The sequence below is a fragment of the Gilvimarinus japonicus genome, from assembly GCF_042847215.1.
In the GTDB taxonomy this organism is placed as follows: Bacteria; Pseudomonadota; Gammaproteobacteria; order Pseudomonadales; family Cellvibrionaceae; genus Gilvimarinus; species Gilvimarinus japonicus.
Genome location: NZ_AP031500.1, coordinates 1,134,594 through 1,150,955, shown reverse-complemented (window position 1 = coordinate 1,150,955; position 16,362 = coordinate 1,134,594). Strand labels below are relative to the sequence as shown.

General features: G+C 49.9%; 8 protein-coding genes. 1 reads left to right on the top strand and 7 read right to left on the bottom strand.

Annotation, left to right across the window (positions count from 1 at the left end):
* The first annotated feature begins 262 nt into the window (after positions 1–262).
* Positions 263–3,310 (top strand): TonB-dependent receptor, encoded by a 3,048-nt coding sequence (locus tag ACGHAD_RS04885; RefSeq protein WP_382413414.1) that lies wholly within the window; start codon positions 263–265, stop codon positions 3,308–3,310.
* Between the two features lie 493 nt (positions 3,311–3,803).
* Here the strand turns inward: ACGHAD_RS04885 and ACGHAD_RS04880 are convergent, their stop codons facing one another.
* The 7 genes from ACGHAD_RS04880 to ACGHAD_RS04850 form a co-directional block, all read right to left on the bottom strand.
* Positions 3,804–5,231 (bottom strand): polysaccharide lyase family 7 protein, encoded by a 1,428-nt coding sequence (locus tag ACGHAD_RS04880; RefSeq protein ID WP_382413416.1) that lies wholly within the window; start codon positions 5,229–5,231, stop codon positions 3,804–3,806.
* Positions 5,232–5,434: 203 nt separating this feature from the next.
* On the bottom strand, positions 5,435–8,362 hold the full coding sequence (locus ACGHAD_RS04875) for a TonB-dependent receptor (RefSeq protein ID WP_382413418.1): 2,928 nt from the start codon (positions 8,360–8,362) through the stop codon (positions 5,435–5,437).
* Positions 8,363–8,842: 480 nt separating this feature from the next.
* Positions 8,843–10,651 carry a VCBS domain-containing protein gene (locus ACGHAD_RS04870; protein ID WP_382413420.1) on the bottom strand — a complete coding sequence of 603 codons (1,809 nt, stop codon included), beginning with the start codon at positions 10,649–10,651 and terminating at the stop codon, positions 8,843–8,845.
* A gap of 791 nt (positions 10,652–11,442) precedes the next feature.
* Entirely contained in the window at positions 11,443–12,534 is a 1,092-nt protein-coding gene (locus ACGHAD_RS04865; RefSeq protein ID WP_382413422.1) for a polysaccharide lyase family 7 protein, read from the bottom strand.
* Between the two features lie 38 nt (positions 12,535–12,572).
* A complete protein-coding gene (locus ACGHAD_RS04860; protein WP_382413424.1) occupies positions 12,573–14,228 on the bottom strand; it encodes a fructose-bisphosphatase class III in 1,656 nt (551 codons plus the stop codon).
* A 36-nt stretch (positions 14,229–14,264) separates the two neighbouring features.
* Positions 14,265–15,338: a class II fructose-bisphosphate aldolase gene (gene fbaA / locus ACGHAD_RS04855; RefSeq protein WP_382413426.1), complete on the bottom strand. Its 1,074-nt coding sequence runs from the start codon at positions 15,336–15,338 to the stop codon at positions 14,265–14,267.
* A gap of 34 nt (positions 15,339–15,372) precedes the next feature.
* The gene (locus tag ACGHAD_RS04850; protein ID WP_382413428.1) at positions 15,373–16,308 is read right to left on the bottom strand and encodes a sugar kinase; all 936 of its coding nucleotides are present in this window, start codon (positions 16,306–16,308) and stop codon (positions 15,373–15,375) included.
* Positions 16,309–16,362 lie beyond the last annotated feature (54 nt).

Below are 16,362 nucleotides of genomic sequence, written 5' to 3'. Positions count from 1 at the left end.
TAGCACGACCCCCTAAAAAAGCCACAAGCTACTGTATTTAAAGCTTTTAATTGGCCGCATCAAAAATGGCAGTGCGCTACCCAGCTGGATTAGGCAAAGCAAGCGGCCAAAGCTCTTAAGGTTAAAAACCTTTTTCTCAACCAAAGGCCTTGCATTGTGCAGTCACTTTGGTCAACAATAGTATCTGCCATATACAAGTAAATTGGGCGCCAAAGAGCGCTTACGCTAATATAATCAATAATGGGCATCCCCGGAGGAATTCATGCTGTATAAAAATAAGCAATCCAAAGTCGTGGCAAGCCGACGCCACTTTAAAAAAACGATGCTGGCTAGCGCCTTAGCGGCGGCCTCATGTGCAAGCCTGGCGCAAGCACAAGAGGAGCAGTCAAACAACGATCTGATGCTCGAAGAAGTGGTCGTACAAGGCACTCGCGCCACAATTCAAACAACTATCGACATCAAGCGCAGCTCCACCACCATCGTCGACGGCATGTCGGCCAACGATATCGGCGATATGCCCGCACTGTCTATTGGTGAGGCGCTCGAGTCCATCACCGGCGCGTCTTCGCACCGTGAAAACGGCGGCGCCACCGAGATCTCTATTCGGGGCCTTGGCCCTTACCTAAGCGCCACAACATTTAATGGCCGTAACGCCTCTAACGGCAGCGGTGACCGCTCGGTTAACTTTTCTCAGTTTCCGTCCGAGCTGGTAAACAAAGTGGCCATTTATAAAACTCAGGACGCCAGCCTGATAGAAGGCGGCGTGGCCGGCTTGATCGCCCTAGAAACGGTTAAACCGCTCGACTACAACAAGCGTCGCTTACAAATTGAAGCCAAGGCGGGCTTTCAGCCCAACCAGCAGAACATTAAAGATTCAATGGCCGGGGATGTCGGTTTTCGCGGTAGCGCCAGCTATGTTGACCAGTTTGAATTTGATAACGGCATGGCATTAGGCATTTCTTTGGGGTACGAGCAAAGCGATATCGCTCAACCAGAGTCTGAAATGCGTGCTTCCAGCCCTAGCGGCACCTCGCTGTTTGCGTGTATCAACGACCCGAGCGTTACCGATCGGGGTTACTACATGCCCACAGCCGGCGACTGTGAGGACCCGGTTAGCGGCCCGTCTAACTCCGGGGATTACAACACCGAGATTAACCCCGAAACCGGCGAAGCTTACGACGCCGGTAAAGACTTTGCATTCGCACCTAGCTCTAACAGCTACCGTCAAAACGACACCTCTGACGAGCGCGAGGCTATTTTTGCGGCAATTCAGTTTCAACCGAACAACAAAACCGATATTAATATCGATTACCAGACCTCAGAGCGCATCCAGGCTGAGAAACGTCATGACTTAAACTTTGCCAACCAGAAGCGCACTACACCAGGGGTTACACCAGAAAGCTTGGTGGTAAGCGACTCTGGCGCCATCACCAACTGGAAAGGTGAAACGGCCATTGAGTCTAACAGCGAGCTTTACCGTCGCGATGAAGATTACACCGGGTACGGCATAAACGTCGCTTACGACCTCACCACCGACTTAACGATTTCAGCCGACTACTCTTTCTCTGAAACCACTCGCGTCGAAAATCAGATGCTGCTTCGCACTCAGTCTGATGATCGCGACGTTTACGGCGAGCTTACCTCGCAATATCGTCCGATGGTGCAGTGGGATCGGGACTCCGGCATTCGTCAGTATGAGATAACAGGATTCGACGTCACCGATCACTCACTCTTCTCTGATCGCTACCGCGCACGCATCGACAGTGATGTCGACCGCACCAACACCATTGAAGCCTTCCGGGCCGACTTTGACTGGCGCCTGGATGGTGTGATTACCGCTATTAAAGGTGGCGCGCGCTACTCAGAGCTAGAATACCTCGACATGGGGCCAACCGTTCGCAATGAATTTGAAGTGACCATTGGCGACTTCCCTACACTGTCAAACATCAACGAAACCTGTGCTATCGAATTCCCTGAGAGTGACTTTTTGTCGTCTGAACGCGACGGCGCCTTAATCACCATCCTTGACGATCAAGGCAACGTCACCAAAGAGGTCAACAGCTGGGCTACGTTCGACACCGCTTGCGCCGTTTCAATGCTCGCGGACTTTACCGGGGAGTCTACCGAATTCCCAGAAATGCCAGAATCGTTAGCGAGCGTCACCGATGTCACCGAAACGACGAAAGCCGCTTATATTATGGCCGACTTCGATAGCGCGTTTATGAACAAAACCATACGCGGTAATTTCGGCTTGCGCGTGGTACAAACTGACGTTGAGTCTATTGGCTATCGCACGCCCTACACGATTGAAACGTCGGACACCGGCATTTTATCGTTGGTGCCCATCGAAGGCGCGGACCTTGAGCGCGTTGAAGCCGGCGGCGATTACACAGAAGTATTGCCAAGCGTAAACCTGATTGTCGACTTGACCGATGACCTGATGTTGCGCGGTGCGGTTTATCGTGGTCTGTCTCGTCCAGAGCCCGCGGATATGAGCTATCAGCGTGGCTTTACCGTCAGCAGCGAAGAGGACATCACCACGCTGGATGAGTTAATTCAGAATGTGAGCGGTGATGGTAACCCCAACCTGCAACCACTGACCTCTTGGAGCTTCGATACCGCTATCGAGTGGTACCCAAACCAAGACACCATGCTGGCGTTTGGGCTCTACCACAAAAGCTTTCAGGGCGGCTTTGAAACCACTCGAACCACCGAGGAGTTTCTGATTGACGGGCAAGTGGTTCCGGCCGACTTTGACCTGACTGAAACCAACGACGACGCCAGCAACCTGACCGGTATCGAAATTACGGCAACGCACAATTTTTCTTATTTGCCAGGTTTCTTGAGCGGTTTTGGTGCAAAAGCAAGCTACAACTACGCCGAATCCGACTTCGAGTTTGAAGACAGCAACTACGGCGACATTACGGTTCGCGATGACGAGGGAAATATCGTTTCGCAATCGCAGGGGATTGTCGAGCCAGGCAACGTACCCGGCTTCTCGGATCACGTATTCTCGGGTCAGCTGTATTATTCGGCCGGCGATTTTGACGGCAGCTTGATCTACAAGTACCGCAGCGAATACTTCCAGCCTTACACCAGCAACGGAACCCGCTTGCGCTATGTAGGTGATACCGGAGTCTGGGAAGCTCGTATGTCTTACTACATCACCGACAATGTGCGCCTTAGCCTAGAAGGCATCAACTTATTTGACGAGCCAAAACGCCAGTATCACTACACCACAGACAACTTGGGTGAAGTGAACAGCTACGGCCCCCGTGTCTTCTTTGGTGTAAAAGCTAAGTTCCTCTAACCTACTATCCCTGCCGTCTTATGTCGGACGGCAACCATTCGGGCCCGCTTATGCGGGCCCTTTTTTTACCTCTATTTTCCCAACTTGAACGCCCACCACCACAATCTTTTCCGAAAAAACCCGTAACAACCTAGCAATAGCGATCAACACAATAACATTCTCGCTTTACGGCTCTCACAGAACACACAACGGATAAGCCGACACCAACCAACGCTGCCCCGCATCCCCATGCCGGCGGACGGATCAGCAATAAGCCAAGGCGTAAGCGTGATAATTAAAGGCCGCCCTCGTTAAACAGCCGCGCCTCTACCGCCCTGCCGCCGACAGGCTGATAGTATGATGGTAGTGGATAGCACCACGCGGGGCACGAAGAGTTAAATACGAGATCGCCATCTAGGCGCGCAGAAAAACAGCGAAGAGGTTAAATATTTTTAGGCGGAAGTAACGGGTTTAAAAAAGCGATGGAGCAGAAATGCTCCACCGCAAGCTACGACTAGTTGTGCGAATGTTCCAGAGCGTAAAACGTTACCTGGGTATAATCGTTGTCATCGCCACTGTTGTTTTGGTTGTAGGCACCGGCTTTAAAATACATATACTGGCCACCTTCGTCGTAGCCACTGCCGCTCATATCCACGGTTTTACTGACGGTAGGCTTGCCATCGCGATAGATAAACACCGTTAATGCATTGCCTTTGACATCAATTTCGTAACCGAAGGTTTCATCAAGAGCAATGCCATCGGCAGGGTTTGATGCGCTGTTAGCGCTGCTACCAAGCAACTCATAACCGATATCGTCGCCGCCATTAATCTCGTGCGCAAAATACAAAGAACCTTTATTGTTGTCAGGCAATTTTCGATAGTACAGTCGAATAGGCTCATCATCATTTGCATGAATCTGACCAACAATCACCCGGCCAATTTGGTATGCCTCCCCAGTGGTGGACACACGATTAACCGCGAGCGTCGCCCGCATATTGCCATCCACACCACCGGCGGCAGCGCGATCGGAGGCTGGCGCACTGCCGAACACCCAGTTATTGCCATTAACGCCCTGAGTATCAATACGGGTATTGCCCGCTCGCAGCATCTCCCGCAACTCAACACGGGTGTAGCTGGTATTAGTCGAGGTTTTAAAACCTGACGGATAAACCCGAAACACCATACCGCCATCAGAACCGGTAAAGAAGTAATCTGGCAGCTCATAGCCGTCATTCAAATCATTTTCTTTAATGTTGTCCGCGCGGCCATTACCGTCATCATCAATTGGGACGCTCACATACCACCGCGATAAGTCGAAATTATCCGAGGGTGGCTTGGCGGGGTCCAATTCAGCAATAGCGAGAGGTCCGCTGGGCTGCGCCGTAGGCGCATCCAGCCCGCCGCAACCATGCACTTCGACCTCGAGCAGACTGTTCCATAAATTTTCCGAGTTGCCATGGCCAATAATGCGCACATAGCGAGCATCGAGCCGATCAAAAGAATCGGTTGCAAATTCTTCAGAGCCCTGAGATTGCCCATTGGCCACCAGAGTGCTCCAGGTGTTGTTATCAGCGGATGCCTCGATATCATAAAACGAGGTACGCTCGTCGGCATTAAACCAAGCGGTTTTAACCTCGGCAATGGTCGCCTCGGTGCCCAAATCCAATAGCAATGTTTTGCCGTCACCCTGAGAAGACCAGCGGGACTCGCCATCAAGACTGCCGTCAATTGTGTTGGCCGGGCTGTGGCCGTCGTGGCTGCCATCATCACTGGCGACATTAATCACCAGAGCCTCTGTGCCGGTACACTCATCGGTGCTCGCCACCGATGAACTTGATGACGTAGACGCCGATGAGCCAGTGGAGCTTGATGAGCCAGAACAGGCTGAGCACACCGCAACGACCAACGGCAACATTACAAAAAAAGGGTTCAGTTGAGACATAGGTTTACTCCTAAAGGATCGGGCCCAGCAGATAGAGAGGGCTCCGCCCTGAAAAACTGCAGCTGCTGTACAACCGTAGCGCAGCCGTTATTGTTATTTTTACGTTTTCATAAAAAAGGACACCAAACCCCGAAAACGGGGTTTGGTGTCCGCCAGAGCCGGGAGCGAATTCCCGACTCTGTTCACTACGTCTAATCGTCAAATTAGAACTTATAGCTTGCGCCAAGAGTAACGCGGCGATCTGTGAGACCTTGGAAGCACAACAGTGCGCCTTCGTTCACGCAAGATTGCTCAATTTCAGATTCAGTGAGATTGACAGCTTCAAGTCCCACGCTGAACTGATCGGTGATGTCGTAATTGACACTCGCATTCAGCTGACCACGTGCTTCCTGCACCACTGGGAAGCCCCATGGGTAGCTTGAGGTACTACCAAAGTCATCCGAGCGGAAGGCATCGCGCCAGGTGTAACGCGCGCGAGCTGACAAACCATACTTCTCATAGTACAAAGTAAAGTTGTACGCATTTTCAGAGTTATCGAGTAACGCTGCACGCATGGTTACATCATCGGCACCCAGCGAAGAGAACACAGTAGCCGCACGGCTAGTCGCGTTATAGTACGAGTCACCACCGTCAAACTCCTGCCATGTGTAGTTAGTCACGATACCGAAGCCAGAAGCCCAGCCCAAGACATCCTCAAAACCTGCAAGGTCGTATTGGAACGCCAGCTCAATACCTTGCTGCGTGGTTTCGCCATCACCGTTAACGGTAATCGATGTTGGCACACAAACACCCGGAGACGAGCCTGCTGGACCAAACACGTTCGGATCAGCGATTGGGTTGTAGATACCACCGCCTTCACAGGGAGCGGTCAGGTCACGGTATCCTGTATCAGGATCGACCGCCGGATCTTCCTGCTGACCTACGAACAATCCAGTACGTGTTTTGTGGAAGTAACCCGCGCTAACCATGCTTGATGGTGCAAAATACCACTCCGCAGATATTTCGAAAGACTCAACCTCTTCTGGCTCCAAACCCGGGTTGCCAATAGCAGCCGCTGGGTTGGGACTAGTTTCGAACGAGAACGAGGTAGACAGGTCATCAAAGTCCGGACGACGAATGTCTTTCGACCAAGCCGCACGCAGCATAATATCGTCGGTCAAATCAGCGACCAAGTTGATACGAGGCAATATAAAGTCGTAACTACCAGTTGTTGATGTTTGCTCGACCACGCCGTCAGTCGTACGGTTGCCCACTGAATCAATGTCAGTTTCTAAGTAACGCAAACCAAAATTACCGCGGAAGATACCGGCGGCAAAGTTCGCCTGGGCGTACAGAGCATTGGTCTCTTCAGTAATATCAAAAAAAGCGTTAGTGCTTGAGGTTGGCGAACTGATAGGGTCTTGACCAATAGCCGACATCGCCGAGTTCAACGCTGCCAACACACCATCAGGATTAGAGTTTGACAATGTAGGATTAATGGTCAGGAAGTCGCGTACATACAACTCGCGGCCGTCTGCATCATTAAAATTGTCAGGGCCAGCGGTCAGAATTTCGGCGTACAAATTACCGGACGGTGACTCTGCTAACGTCCGCAAACCAACGTTCGACGCGTTATCGTTGTTCACACTTTGCGAGCTGTTAAAGCGATAACCGAAGTCGATAGTGGTGAAAATCGACATATCTAAATCATAGCTTACGTCGATACGGAAGGCGTCTTCACTGTTTTTAACCACATCGTGAGATTGGTTAACGTCGCGCAGTACGTAATTCGCCGGATCAAGCAAATCTGCCGTGCTAGGCGCGTTAGCAACATCGGCAATACCAAATGCCAAAGAGCCACCAGACAGGTCGTATTCGATTGGCGTACCATTGTCATTGTCGGTGCCCACAGCGGTATTGGGGTTGATAAAGTTCAGCGTAGTACTGAAGTCAGGGTTAATCGTATCATTGGTCGAGCTGGCCAATTCAACCTTACCCGAAAACTTACCCAACTCGAAGTTGGTACCCAAACTAAAGATCTCGCTCGAGGTTTCACGCGAACCAGTATCGGTAGACAGGCGCAAGTTCGGATCGTAACGACCATCATTTTGCGCATCAATAACACCGGTCAGAGCAGCTTGGATCGAACCTAAATTTTGCGTGCCGTTTTCGCCATCGACTGAGCCAAAATCAACGGTCTCATACGAGTCGGGCAGTGACGTACCGATGAGAGTACTTACCCCGGACGCCTGAACACGGGTACTTTCCTGAAAGCGGTCTTGCTCGTTGAGAATCGCATCAAAGTAAAAGGTGAAGGCGTCATTCGGTGCCCACTCAAAGGTACCGGCCAAGTTCGTCGTTTCGTACTGGTAGTTATCGTAATCCTGAACAAAGAACTGAATCGGCAAATAGTTGGTACCATCAGCCAAGGTATCCAGGTTATCGCGGTCCGCGCGCGGACGGAAAGCCGATACGTCCTGCTCGGTATAACTCCCGCTGAGCACTACACCAAAATCACCTGCATCGGTATTCCAGTTATTACCAAAAGAGCCAGACAGACGAGGGCTCCAACCGCCATCGTCCGACAAGCTACTTTGCTCGCCCTGCACACGCACCGCAATCAGCGGCTCGTTTAGCTCAAGAGGACGGATGGTTTTTAAGTTAATAGTGCCACCCACAGAACCTTCAACGGTTTTTGCGTCGGGGGCTTTAATAACTTGAACTTCAGAAATAATAGCGGCAGAGACGTCATCGAAGCTAATGCCGCTACGACCGGCGCCCGAGCCTACAGTAGAAACACCATTGATCTCGGTGCGGTTAGCATTGGTACCACGAATTTGGACCCCAGTACCTACACCTGCCGAGCGGGTGATTTGAATACCGGTGATGTTTTCGAGTACTTCCGCCAGGTTTTGATCTGGAAGCTTACCAATATCATCAGCTTGAATCACTTCCATTACGTTAGTCGCAGCGCGCTTTTCTTGAATAGCACTTTCAAGAGAGGCGCGGATGCCAGTTACGACCACCTCTTCTAGCATCTCAGATTCTTGGGCAACAGCGGCTTGGGCAAAAGCCAGTGTTGATGCCGTCATCATTGCACCACTGATGGCCGCAACGGCTTTGGATAGATTAAATTTATTATCGTCGCTCACTTCTCATTCTCCATAGTTATGTTTATTGGCAGAACAACCTCACTCGCCATAGAGACATTACCCAATATTCTGCATGATTGTCAACCACTTTGAATACATATAGTGGAAACCAATATGAATATAACCTGACCACCAAATAAACTACTTATTTTTCAACGACTTAAAGATATATTGCAGCGCTCCTGACGGAGCTTTACACGGATAAACAAGTAAATATTTATGCGCCAACTCAGAAAAAGATATGGTCAAAACTACCATCAAGTAAAATAATTCACCAAAAATGGTAGTCCAATATGAATACCAATAATAACGCCAAGCAATAGAACAATTGACGCGATGAAGCTCGCGGTAACGTAGATAGCAAACACAGCGTCAGTTTAGGAGAGAAGCTAAAAGGGGGAAGGCACACAATTTTGCGGAAAAAGTCTGCCCCCGTGTACACGGGGGCAGAAAAAACAACTACACAGAACAGATACGCCGTTACTCTTGCGCAACCACCGCTTCAGCGGTGTTGCCGTGGTAAGGCAAGTCGGGGTTATCGTCCAAATCTAAAGAGTCACCCACGCTGTAACCTTCGAAGTCATCTTCAAAGGCCACGGTGGTTCCATCCAGATCAGAGAAAAGCTTTATCTCATCAACATGGTAAGCGGCATTCGGAATGGTTGAGCCATTGTCGCCCAGCTTGAATATCACAGCCTCGACACCATTCATTACATCGGCAAGACTTGAAGACGCCGAGTCGAACGCTTCCGTAGTGACACTTGTGCCATTGATTGTAATGGTGACCATTGGCGGCACAGAATCGGAGGCGGCCGATGCGTCCCAGGTCATTTCCACCTCGGTCCACTGACCAGGGGTAAAGGGTACCGTTACGTCGATATCATCCTGATCGCGAATCGCAAACTTATCACCCTGAATCCGCAAGTCGACGATGGCATCGCTGGTACTGGTGCTGGTACCGTACAGGCCAATGTACGCGTCTTTAGCACTACCGTCTTCGGTAACCGCATTATCGTCTTTTAAAAAAGATACCGACAATTTACCCGCTGGAATGGTCGAATCATGTCGGTAGCGTAGCTCACCGGCGTCATCAATCATATTATCGGAAATTTTCGCTATTTTATTGCCCGCCGCACCGGGGCCGGATTCGGGGCCAGTAGGGCCGCCAGTGCCAGAAGAGGCAACATTCGCTACCGTGACTTCCGCGCTATTGCTGTGATAGATAGAGTTTTCATTGTCATCTGGATCAAGCAAGTCACCGACTTCATAGCTTTCAAAGTCATCTTCAAATGCAAGCGTCGACCCTTCTAGATCGGAGTAAACTTTCACATCATCGACGTGATAGGCCGCATGAGGAATAACAGCGCCATCATCACCAAACTTAAAGATCACAGCCTCAACACCGTCCATTACATTACTTGCAATGCCCGCCGCCGAAGAGAAAGGTTCGGTGGTGACACTTGTACCATTAATGGTAATGGTCACCAGCGGAGTTTCAGAGGCGCTCGCTGCTGAGGCATCCCAGGTCATCTCCACATCCGTCCACTCACCTGGCGTAAATGGAATCGCCACATCAATATCATCGTGACCGCGAATCACATATTGATCCGATTGAATCCGCAAATCGACAAGAGCCTGGCTTGTGCTCGTGGATGAGCCGTACAGCCCGATATAAGCGTCTTTCGCTGACCCACTTTCATCTACCGCATCGGCATCTTTCAGGAAAGATACAGTCAACTTACCTTGAGAGATCGCCTCACTAAACTTATATCTTAGCTCGCCCGCATCATCGATCATATGATCCGTAATTCGCGCCGCCTGGGTGGTGGTCACAACGGTATCCCCACCGGTAATAGTGATTTCCAGATTAGCGGTAGTGCCATCGGCAGATTGGATTTCAATGGCGTCGACAACGGAATCATCGACCCCCGACAGTGACGCGATCGTAGTATCTGAAGTGTCTAGCGAGTAAACCCAAGACCCTTCGGTATCAATAGAGAAAGTACCATACATGGTGCTTTCGTCGCTCAGAGCTTGAACGGTATCTTCACCGTCATCTTCGTCGGTAACCGATACTGTGCCCGCCAAATCATCTTCGGTACTGTTGGTCATAGTGGCGGCCAAGTTACCAAAAGTCGCCGGAGTATTCTCGGCTGGCCCCGCACTTGAGCTTGAACTTGAACTGCCGTTACCTGAGGTGTCGGGAACATCAAAAACATCATCGCCGTCACCACCACAACCCACCAAGGTTGCGGCCAGCACAGAGGCTGTTAAAAGTTTCATTTTCATAAGACTGTATCCTTATTTTAGTTAGAGATTTTATACGACAGCGCCCGTGGCTACTCCCATTTGCGATATCGCTATTTGCACGTTACACGACCGTTATTCGCGCCCCGACGATCCTCTTTAACACGCTCTACACTTATTTCAGTGTCTGCCGTGCTCGCCGTGTTATAGATTATTTCAAAGCCATCAAGAGCAACCTGTACGTTATCGAGTATCGCCACTTAGCTCGCCCTACCCCCGAGGTTATTGCCAGGGTTTCTGCTTTTGTGAGGCCAACCGCACAACCCGCTAAAGGTCGAATCAACCTACCAGGCGAATTTAAATACTCGAATACGAGATGCGCACACCAAAAGTGCCGCCAGAGTGTTACTGGCAACTGTGACAACAAACTTAAACAAGATGGTTTTACTTGGACCGATCAATATTGATACTCCCTAAATTATGTTTATTAGCAGGAAAGCTCGTTCATCTGACCAAGACATTACCGAATTGGTAACATCATTGTCAACCTATTTGGAATACAAACAGTTCAACCAAATGTAAAACGATGGACTATGGAAGTAAATTGGCTTATTAATCAGTGTGTTATCTGACCATAAAAACTTTTAAAATTTGTTAAAACACGATTGACCAGAATAGGCATACAGTGATTCTGCGCATAAAAAGCGCGCGAAACATAGCACCTGAGGATCTGCGTAAAAAATAGGACGGGATAGACCGAGGGAACGGGAAAACAGGAGAGCAGCCACTAGCGCGGGCAGTGACTGCTCAACCGTCAAAAATAGTAAGAGGTACTAATCAAGGGTAATGCTTGAGAAAGTCACCTGAGCATAGTGACCGGCTCGAGAATCCTCTTCCCACACCCCGGACCCGGCACAGCCCGCGTACCACATTCCATCCTGATCTTTGCTACTGCACTGATTGTAGGCGCCGGCCTTAAAGTAAAACCAGTCACCGCTGTAACCACGGGGGTTATCTAGCTCATCAACTTTACCGTTAGGATCGACGTTGTTTGATAGATCTACCGCATACTCAACCTTCGGCTTGCCTGCCGCCTCGAAGGTAAGCTTCATTACATTGCCGTCGACGTCAACCGTATAACTAAACGTCTCGCCGAGTGACAACCCCTGCCCGCCCGGGTCTTGGGAAGAGTCCCATACGTTACCCCACACGGGGTACGCAATATCCGTGCGGTTGGCATCGTCTTTCTCAAGGTTTCGCTCGTAGGTCCAAAAAACAGAGCCGCGGTCGTGATTAGGCCATTTTTTGTAGTAAATCTTCAGCGGCTCATTGCCGTAACCAAAACCTCTGGCCATGCTGTCATCTTTACCTGCATGAATTTGTCCTACTACCACAGAGAAAGCAGGCTTTTTATCAGGGTTTTTAGCCTCGACGGCAACGTGATTAACCGCCAGGGTGGCCGACAGGCGCCCGCCAATAGAGCCATAACGAGACGCCTTGGAGTGCGCCGCCAATGCAAAGTTATTGCCTGGCGCTTTGGTTTTTGAGCCTTGCGGGTCTATCATCTGGCGCAGCTCGCTGCGGGTATTGGTAGAGCCGGAGGTTGTTTTTGCTTTATTGGGTGCGGTAAAAACAACTCCGCCACTTTCATTAGCGTAAAAAAACCTAGGCTCTAACAGCCGACTAATGCTAGGAGGCTCTACTTCATCAATTTTACCGTCGCGATTACTGTCCATGGGCAGTGTTATTTTCCAGTGGGATAGATCCATAACCGAGCCTGGAATTCTCTTGCCGGCAAGATCTTCTGCGGTATAGGCGCTTTTTTTAGGCGGAGCCTCACACGCAGTCAAAAGCGTAAATGAAGACACTACGGCCACAACCACAACCGGCACACTGCGCATTGATTTTTTTAAGTTTATTATCATCTTTTTCTCCCACGAATGTTTAGGGTTAAAATAGTTCGCTATATTTTATGAAAACACATACCGCCGACATGCTCTTCAACGGAAAACAAATAGTTTTTTTGTTTATCTGCAATAAGCACCATGCCCGCAGCACCAGTAACCGATCGATAGGCCTTGGAAAAACCACCATCAATACATATTAGCTGACCTTTGGCGTGCCGCGGTGATTCGCCATCTTTAAGTTTTACCGGAACGTGGCCATTTACAAGAATGCTGTGTTCATCACCACTGAGCTCTTTGGCTACCGCTGCAACAAACGCGGGGGTATCGCGCGCATCAAAGTATGGATTTTTCCGCTCTTTGTGATACTGCCTATCAGCAACAAAGTAACGTTCAAAGGTTGTCATTTTCTCTCGCCCAAACAAGGGCGAGCAAGGGCCACACCACAAGTACCACGCAATATCCGACAGATACTGGCAGCTTTTTGTCTCGCGGCGCGAGTAAGATTTTCTAAGCTGAAGCTCTAACGCTTCAAACAGAGCCCGCCCTTTTAACGCGCGATCATTGACCGAAAACGCAACCGGCTGTAAATTGGCATCGACCGGAAGGCAACCATGATACATGGTGTAGCCGTCATCCGTGTGCAGCAGACTGCCATTGGCAAAAAGAAAGTTTATGTGGGCCTGCAAACGCTTAGAGCGAATAAACTGCGATTTCAAATCTTCCATCAAGCGCCACTCTTGATCGGTAAGAGAGGCGGTTGACTTTGGATTCAGCGTTGGGAAAAGTTTGTCTGTCAAATTAACCAGGCTTCCCCGCAGCTCAATGACGCCTGAGGCGAAATCAACTTTTTTCAGCATGGCCCGATGCTCGAGAGAGAAGTGTGGGTTTCTCTCAATGATTTGCTGCTCCAGTTTAAACTGCACAATGGCGATAGCTTTGTGCATTGCCAACCAAGACTTTGCAGAGCAATTATCGGTGTTTTCGCTCGGAGCGAAGTTTACACAGGGATCGCTTTTGTAACAGTCGTCGGCCAGCTCGGACAGTTGCTCCAGACAAATGCCGTAGTCCTGCGTCAAGGTGTTAACATGGCCATACTTCAAGCAAAGGCGCACAACAGTTGCGATACACTCTAACGAACCAGATGCAGCACCCATCCAGAGCACATCATGATTGCCCCACTGAATACTCACAGCGGGAAGGCTCTCTAATTGCTCCAGTATCTGCGGCGCATCAGGCCCTCTATCGTATACGTCGCCCACCACATGCAAGCGATAACGCAGTAAGGCCGTAACTGCATTGGCGATATAGCGACACAGCTGCTCACGATCCTGATCGTCCAGCAGCGCGATCGCCTCTCGGCGCTGCTCATCAAGCACACCGGTTATAGCGTACTCATCCAGAATATTTAAGAACCAGCTACAGGTGGCAAAAGCGTCCACTCCCACCGGCCAAAAACGTCGATCTTGCTTGAAGGTGAGCAGCACCTCCATCATGGACGTCAGATTTCTGAAGTGATCCGACACCTCAATGGATGAGACCTCTTCACCTAGTAAATAATGCCGCAGTGCCCCCAAGGGTGCCTCGGGGTTGCAGGACAAATAGTCACTGATTAACGCCTCGAGCACCCCAAAGCGCTGGCTGACCAGAGAGGCAAACACATCCCCTTGACCATGTAGATCTGATATAAAAACTCTGTAAGGCTGTGTTTGCATCTATCTGTCACCACCAAAATAACGAAATAGAATAGGCTAGAAAACGCTTTCGCAGTTCAGCTGGCGGCAAATGTCGGTCAGCTTCGATGAGAAACCTTCTTCAGCTTTACGCAACCAAACGCGGGGATCGTAAAACTTTTTATTCGGTACATCCGCCCCTTCAGGGTTGCCAATCTGCGCTTTAAGGTAATCTTGACGATCTTCATAAAAGGTGCGAACGCCATTCCAGTAAGCCCACTGCAGATCAGTGTCGACATTTACTTTAATAACACCATACTCAATGCCTAGGGCGATATCCTCAGCTGACGATCCGGACCCACCATGAAAAACAAAGTCTACAGGGTTATGACTCAAGCCAAACTGTTGGCTGAGGTGGTCCTGAGAGTTTCTCAATATTTCTGGACGCAACGTAACGTTACCTGGAGAGTAGACACCGTGAACATTGCCAAAAGAAGCCGCGATGGTGAATTTATCACTGATTTGGCTAAGCTTTTCATAAGCATAAGCAACCTCAGAAGGCTGAGTATACAAACGTGACGAATCGATATCGGTGTTATCCACACCATCCTCTTCACCACCGGTCACACCCAGCTCAATCTCCAAGGTCATACCTATCGCACTCATCCGCTTTAAGTACTCACAGCAGGTGGCAATATTTTCCTCTAGTGGCTCCTCGGATAAATCAATCATATGTGAAGAAAATAGCGGTTTACCATGCTGCTGGTAAAACTCCTCGCCAGCGTCCAGCAACCCATCGATCCAAGGAAGCAGCTTGCGTGCAGCATGGTCTGTATGCAGCATCACGTTAGCACCATAGGTTGGAGCCATTGAATGAACGTGTAAAGCCGCCGAGACGGCACCTTTAATAGAGCCCTGATGGTTTGAGTTGGCAACTGATTTTCCGCCGTAAAACGCGGCGCCGCCGTGAGACAACTGAATAATAATAGGCGCACTTAGTTCGGCCGCTACCGCCATAACACTATTAGCGGTGCTCGAGCTCGTAATATTCACGGCTGGCAACGCCATATGCTGGGCCTTGGCATAGGCAAACGTCTTAGTAACGGCGTCACCAAGAATGACATTTTCAGGTAAGGTTAGCTTATTAATCATGGACAACTCTCTTGTGGATTGCTGGATACGCAGGCTAGATTGACTGAAAGCTGGGCATGTCACTTTCAGCAATAATGGCGCCTTTATGCTGTATCACCGTTGAGGCCAGGATATGGCCTTTTTTTGCCGCGCTTTCTTGACTCTCACCTTGTGAGCGATAGTGTAAAAAAGCAGCGTTAAACGAGTCCCCAGCCGATGTGGTATCTACCACCTCAACCCGGCGGCCAGTAACCATCGCCCGAGTTATACCGTCGTCGACACAGCAACCTTCTGCGCCCATCTTAAGCACAATCTCCCGAGCACCGCACTGGCGTATTCTGTCAATCACAGCATCTTTGTCGGCTTCACCATAGAGCATCGATTCGTCGTCTATGGTGGGTAGGGCTATGTCGCTGATAGCGTAAGCCCGACTGAACGCCTTTTGAGCAAGATCAGTGCTTTCCCATAAAACCGGACGATAGTTGCCATCAAAGACTATTTTTTTTCCATTTATCTGCAGCTCCTGCAACATAGCAAAGAGCCTGTCCTGAGACGCGGCATCAATAACCGCCAGACTGATTCCAGATAAATAAATAAAATCAAAATCAGACAGCTGCGAGGTAAGCCGTTGTTTTTTCGCATCGCTATCTAAAATATATTTGGCCGCAGCATCGTTACGCCAGTAGATAAAGTGACGCTCACCAGACTCATCGTTGCTGATGTGGTAGACACCGGGCCGCTTAGTCGAATCGATTTTCACTAAACTGGTATCGACACCGTTTTTTTCCCACTGGGCTATCATCCAGTCGCTTGCGTTATCATTACCCATCGCCGTCACAAAGCTAGACTTACTACCAAGTCTGGCCAAGTAAACTGCGGTATTCAGGGTATCGCCCCCGTAGCCGATAAGCGCAGGCACCTTAGCCAGATCCGGAGCCAAACTACCGCTGGACATCTCCAGCATGCATTCCCCAATAGCTGCAATCTTCACACACTACCTCTTTCGTAGAATAGGCCCGGTCATTCTACGGGCCAGATAAGCTAA

Coding starts and splice junctions, on each gene's coding strand:
- ACGHAD_RS04885 (WP_382413414.1), top strand. CDS start 263: ATGCTGTATAAAAATAAGCAATCCAAAGTCGTGGCAAGCCGACGCCAC.
- ACGHAD_RS04865 (WP_382413422.1), bottom strand. CDS start 12,534: ATGATAATAAACTTAAAAAAATCAATGCGCAGTGTGCCGGTTGTGGTT.
- ACGHAD_RS04870 (WP_382413420.1), bottom strand. CDS start 10,651: ATGAAAATGAAACTTTTAACAGCCTCTGTGCTGGCCGCAACCTTGGTG.
- ACGHAD_RS04860 (WP_382413424.1), bottom strand. CDS start 14,228: ATGCAAACACAGCCTTACAGAGTTTTTATATCAGATCTACATGGTCAA.
- fbaA (WP_382413426.1), bottom strand. CDS start 15,338: ATGATTAATAAGCTAACCTTACCTGAAAATGTCATTCTTGGTGACGCC.
- ACGHAD_RS04880 (WP_382413416.1), bottom strand. CDS start 5,231: ATGTCTCAACTGAACCCTTTTTTTGTAATGTTGCCGTTGGTCGTTGCG.